The 5,098-nt window shown below is 62.6% G+C and carries 4 protein-coding genes and 1 pseudogene; all 5 read left to right on the forward strand.

The features are described from left to right. Positions 1-650: 650 nt before the first annotated feature. Positions 651-2,936, forward strand: a complete 2,286-nt coding sequence (locus tag DDF70_RS35285; RefSeq protein ID WP_114949148.1) for a 2OG-Fe(II) oxygenase — start codon at positions 651-653, stop codon at positions 2,934-2,936. 239 nt (positions 2,937-3,175) lie between these two features. Continuing rightward, positions 3,176-3,367 carry a helix-turn-helix domain-containing protein gene (locus DDF70_RS35290; protein ID WP_114949146.1) on the forward strand — a complete coding sequence of 64 codons (192 nt, stop codon included), beginning with the start codon at positions 3,176-3,178 and terminating at the stop codon, positions 3,365-3,367. Between the two features lie 81 nt (positions 3,368-3,448). Next, entirely contained in the window at positions 3,449-3,757 is a 309-nt protein-coding gene (locus DDF70_RS35295; protein WP_162820898.1) for a helix-turn-helix domain-containing protein, read from the forward strand. Beyond that, positions 3,694-4,209: a transposase gene (locus DDF70_RS35300; protein ID WP_162820899.1), complete on the forward strand. Its 516-nt coding sequence runs from the start codon at positions 3,694-3,696 to the stop codon at positions 4,207-4,209. The genes DDF70_RS35295 and DDF70_RS35300 overlap by 64 nt, the downstream gene beginning before the upstream one ends. A 324-nt stretch (positions 4,210-4,533) precedes the next feature. Continuing rightward, positions 4,534-5,098 (forward strand): annotated as a pseudogene (locus DDF70_RS35305) (transposase); the annotation flags it as partial.

Genomic DNA, 5,098 nt, shown 5'->3' on the forward strand with positions numbered 1-5,098 from the left:
CAAGCGCTTCAAGCGCGTTGCTTTACGCTGCGAGAAGACGGATGAGAACTACGGCTCGTTCGTCACCCTTGCTCTCAGCTTCATCCTGATCAAATCCGTCCACACGACCTAGTTCAGCCGAAGCCAGCCATGGCTCGCCCTCCGCTTCAAGCCGTCTCATCTGCAGGTCGTCAGCCGCAGGCGGGTGTTCCCCAGATCGGGTTGACTGTGCGTAAAGCAACGCCTCCCCCACAGCCACCGATCCGTGGTGTTCGCACAGCACAGGCGGAGGCTGCACCCCTTGAGCGCAAACGCTGAACCTGTAAACACGAGGTAACCGCTTCCGGTCCTTCCGCGGCTACTGCGGAACTGGGTGAGGCGACAAGGACGGCAGTGCATCCGTGCCTGTCTGTGTCCCTCAGGCCAAGCGGCCACGGGTCTGACCTAAAGCAGCTCGATGACGGCCTCATAACGCTGACGGGCGGGAGCTTCGGTTTTCCATTCCGCTGTAACCTGCCTCTCTCAATCGATGTCGCTTGAGGGCCAAGGACGCAGTACAAGGCAGAACGGCTGATACGAACATTTTGATGGGGCTTCCGTAGCCGTGGCAGCGGAGCGTGTCATATTGTATGCTCCACTTCATTGTGCTTCCCGCGAAGTGGACCGCGTCAATGTCCTCCCTCACGAGCGAACTGGCTGGAGTCCTGGCCACAGTGCGCCGCCCAGGCGACTTCTTCGCCTCCGGCACAATCGAATTCCTTGCGCCACAGCTGGAGGTGGAGGGCGTCGGTCCAATCGCGCTTCCGCTTCTTCAGCTTCAAGCCAAACAGCTCATTGCGGCGGCCGAGCGGGCTCCCTATGGACGGGGAGAGCATACTCTGGTCGACACGACGGTTCGTCGGACGTGGCAGATCGGCCCAGACCAGGTTCGGATCCAGGGCCGGGGTTGGGCACGGACGCTGGCTACGATCCTAGCCCGTGTCTGTGACGGCCTTGGCGTCACTGGGCCCGTACAAGCTGAGTTCTACAAGCTCCTGCTCTACGATGAAGGCAGCTTCTTTGCGAGCCATCGGGATACCGAGAAAACGCCCGGGATGTTCGCTACGCTGGTGGTGGTGTTGCCCTCGACATCGACCGGGGGTGAACTTCTGGTCCGCCATACGGATCGCGAGGTTCGGCTCGACCTCCACTCCCCTGACCCCTCGGAGGTAGCGTTCGCCGCCTTCTATGCCGATTGTGTTCACGAGGTTCTGCCCGTTACGTCGGGCATTCGGCTGGCCTTGATATACAACCTGCTGCGTCCCGGGCCGGGGCGGCTGCCTGAGCCTCCCAGCTATGCCAGCCAACAGGCCAGGCTCGCGGCGCTCCTGCAGGCCTGGGCCGCTGATCTGAACCGTTCAATCGCTGACGCACCTGAAAAACTTATCTTTCCGCTCGAGCATGCCTATACTTCAGCTGAACTCGGGTTTAGAGCGTTGAAAGGCGCCGATGCCGCCGCGGCGGCGGTGCTCATGGCCGCCGCCCAGGTGGCCGACTGCGATCTCCACCTAGCCTTGATCGCGGTCGAAGAGAGCGGCAGTGCAGACTACACGGGTTACAGTTCCTCGTACCGCCGGTGGTCGGAACCTGACGAGGACGAATTTGAGGAGGTTGAGGTCCTCGACCGCTCTATTGCCCTGTCAACATGGCGGCGGCCGGATGATCAGCCCTCGGTGCTGGGTGAAATTCCGGTTAGAGACGATGAACTCTGCCCGCCTGATGCTCTCGACGACCTGGAGCCTGACGAGGAGCACTTTCATGAGGCAACCGGTAACGAGGGCGCCTCGTTCGAGCGAACCTACCGTCGGGCGGCTCTCGTGCTCTGGCCGCGCGAGCGCTTCCTCGCCGTTCTGTGTCAGGCCGGCGTGGCGGTCACCCTCCCCTGTCTGGCCGACCTGACCGAGCGTTGGCTGCGCAGCGGCGAGAATCACATGTCATCCCTGTGGCGTGAGGCGCATGAACTCTCCGGATACATGATCGCCTCCTGGCCCAGGCAGGAGAGATACTTGTTGCAAGAGACGACCTCCGGCCACGCCACTCAGATGCTGCTCCTCCTGATCCAGCTTGAGGATAAGGCGCGCCTTGAGGCATTCCTGGCGACCATTGCGGAGGGCAGCGGCGTCTACACCGAGGGTGGCAATGAGGCCATTGTTCAGGCGCTCGGCCTCTTGTCGCCTCGGCGAGCCGCAGCCTTGACCCAGCAAATTATCGCCGGGAATGCGGCGACCTCCTTGACCGCCTGTGGGAATCTGCTCGCCGTGCTGGCGACCGCAGGGGGGCAAGGCCGGAAAGCCGACCTCAGAGGGGCCGCGACGGCCTTGGTCGACGCCTTGCCAGGCGATCAGCAGCAGGCACCGGGTGCAGGGTTTTGGTGGCAGGATCGAGGCGTGAAGCCTCGTCTCGTCATTGATCTCCTGGAGGCTCTCTGCCGGATTGATGCACGACTGGCTGAGGAAGCGGTCGGTCACATGCTGACGTGGCACCAGACTTATAACTTGGACACCGTTCTGATCCCGGCGATGCGGGACCTGGTTCGATCAGTGATCGCGCAAGAGCCAGCGGTCCAGCGGCTGCGGGATGCCTGTCTTGAGCACCTGCGCGCCCGGATTGCCGAACCGTTGGCGCCGCCTCATGACTGGAGTCGGGCCAGCGTGCTCTCCTGTCAATGCCAGCATTGCGCCGAATTGAGCCGCTTCTTGGCGGATCCTGAGCGCAAGACATGGGCCTTCAAAGCCGTCGAAGCAGATCGTTCCCACGTTGAGCAGACGATCCAACGGGCTCACTGCGATGTGGATGTTACCACTGATCGTCGCGGTCGGCCCTACACGCTGGTGTGCACCAAAAACCAGGCGAGCTATGACCGCCGGGCGAAGCAGCGCAGAAAAGATATGGAGGACGCAACCCACCTGGGTGGCTGAGGTTTCTCATGAAACTAGCCACGGGGTATTCGTCTAAGAAGGTTGCTCGGTACGTTCAATCATTGGAGCCGTCGATGGGCCGCAAAATAGAGGCACCCATGAGCGGCTCACATCGATGTCATGCCAAGCATAAGGTTAGGCATTTATCTTTCTGAGCTTATCTGCAGCGCAGGGCGTTAATGAACCTCACGAAGGTGGTGTAACATAGGGGGGTGTCGATCCTCGTGAGGAGGTGCGCGATGGAGGACAACGTGTGGCGTCCGGCGCATCTGACGCCGGAGCAGATGGAGGAGCGCCGCTTGGCAGCAGCGGTGCTGTTACATCGGGGGCAGCTCTCTCAGGCGGAGATCGCCCGGCAACTGGGGGTGAGCCGCGCCAGTGTCTGCCGCTGGGCCGCCACCCTCGCCCGGGAGGGTCCGCATGGCCTGTAAGCTCGCTCCATTCCCGGACAACTCCCCCGCCTGGATGAGAAGGCCTGGATCCGCCTGGGACGGCTGCTGGATCGGGGTGCGGTGGCGGCGGGCTTTGCCACCGAGCGCTGGACCCTCGCACGCATCGCGGCCCTGATCGAGCGGGAATTCGGAGTGCACTATCATCCGCGCTACCTGGAACGGCCCCTCAAAGCGCATGGCTTCAGCGTGCAGCGTCCCGCCACACGGGCCAAGGAGCGCGACGAGCTCGTCATCGCGGTCTGGCCCAAGCGCGAGTGGGTGGCGCTCAAACAAAAGCCCAGCGGGAGCACCGGACGCTCCTGCTCGTGGATGAGACGGGCCACAGCTTCCGGGCGCGGCCGGCCACGACCTGGGCGCGAAGCGGGCTGACGCCGGTGCTCCAGCGGATGAGCAAGCGACGCGAGGTCTCAAGCATCGTGGCGATCACGCCGGATGGCCGGCTGTATGCGCGCCACTTCCGGAGGAGCATCTCCAGCCACTGTGTCACCGTGGCCCTGCGCTTCTTCCGCCGGAAGGTCGGAATGCCGCTGCTGGTGGTCTGGGATCGGCTGAAGGCCCATCGCTCCCGGGCCACCACCGCTTTCATTGCGGCACATCCGCAAGATTATGCGGCGGCGTATCGGCCGGCCTATGCTCCAGAGCTGAACCCGGAGGAGCAATGCAATGCCCTCGTCAAGCGCGCGATGGCCAATGCGCTCCCTGAATCAGTCGCCGATCTGCACCGTCTCGCGCGCCGTGAATTCTGTCGCTTGCAAGGTCAACCTGAGATGATCATCAGCTTCTTTCGGCACGCAGGTCTCTCTGTTGCAGGCCTTGCGTGAAGATCATTAGCTGCTCTTACGGGAGCACAAGCTTCTGAGCAGCTCTTCCAAGGAGTGAATGCTGTCTCCTGTGATCTTCGCTCGCTTTCGTACCTTGGGAGCATGCTACGGCATTTAGTGCATTGAAATTTGATCCTCAGACGGTGAGGTAGTCGTCTGTGAAGAATCCCGATCCCATTGGAATGATTGGGATATTGGTCGTATCGCCAGCTTCGGATTTGCAGGATTGCGGGGCGACAGCGGTGGATTTCCTGCGTTTTCCGTTGCCGCTCCGGCCCGGGATCTGATTCAATCAGGAGCACTCCACCCGGCCGGAGTTGCGCCATGTCGACGCCGAAAGACGAGCGCCAGAAGGATCTGTTCCGCCCCGCCCTGGACAGCATCATTGACCTGAAGCATCCCTTGGTGCTGCTGGCCCAGCGCATCGACTGGGCCTTCCTCGAGCGCCGGCTCGGCAGCGTCTACAAGCCCGGACCCGGCCAGCCGCCCTTGCCGGTGCGGCTGATCGCCGGGCTGATGATCCTCAAGCACATGGAGAGCTTGTCCGACGAGGCGCTGTGCGCCCGCTTCCTCGACAGCCCCTACGTGCAGTTCTTCTGCGGTGAGGTCAGCTTCCGCCATGATCTGCCGCCTCATCCTGAGCTTGTCGAAGGATGACCGCTCATCCTTGACGCGCTGGCGCCAGCGATTGGGCGAGGAGCATCTCACGGCCCTGCTGCAGGAAAGCCTCGCGGTGGCGTACCAGACTGGAGCTCTGGCGACCAAGGATCTCGAGCGGGTCGCCGTCGACACCACGGTTCAGCCCAAGGCGGTGGCTTATCCCACCGATGCCCGCCTGATGCACCGGGCGCTGATCAAACTCGTGGACCTCGCCAGGAGGTGTGGCGTC

It is taken from the genome of Microvirga calopogonii (assembly GCF_003347665.1).
GTDB classification, from domain to species: domain Bacteria; phylum Pseudomonadota; class Alphaproteobacteria; order Rhizobiales; family Beijerinckiaceae; genus Microvirga; species Microvirga calopogonii.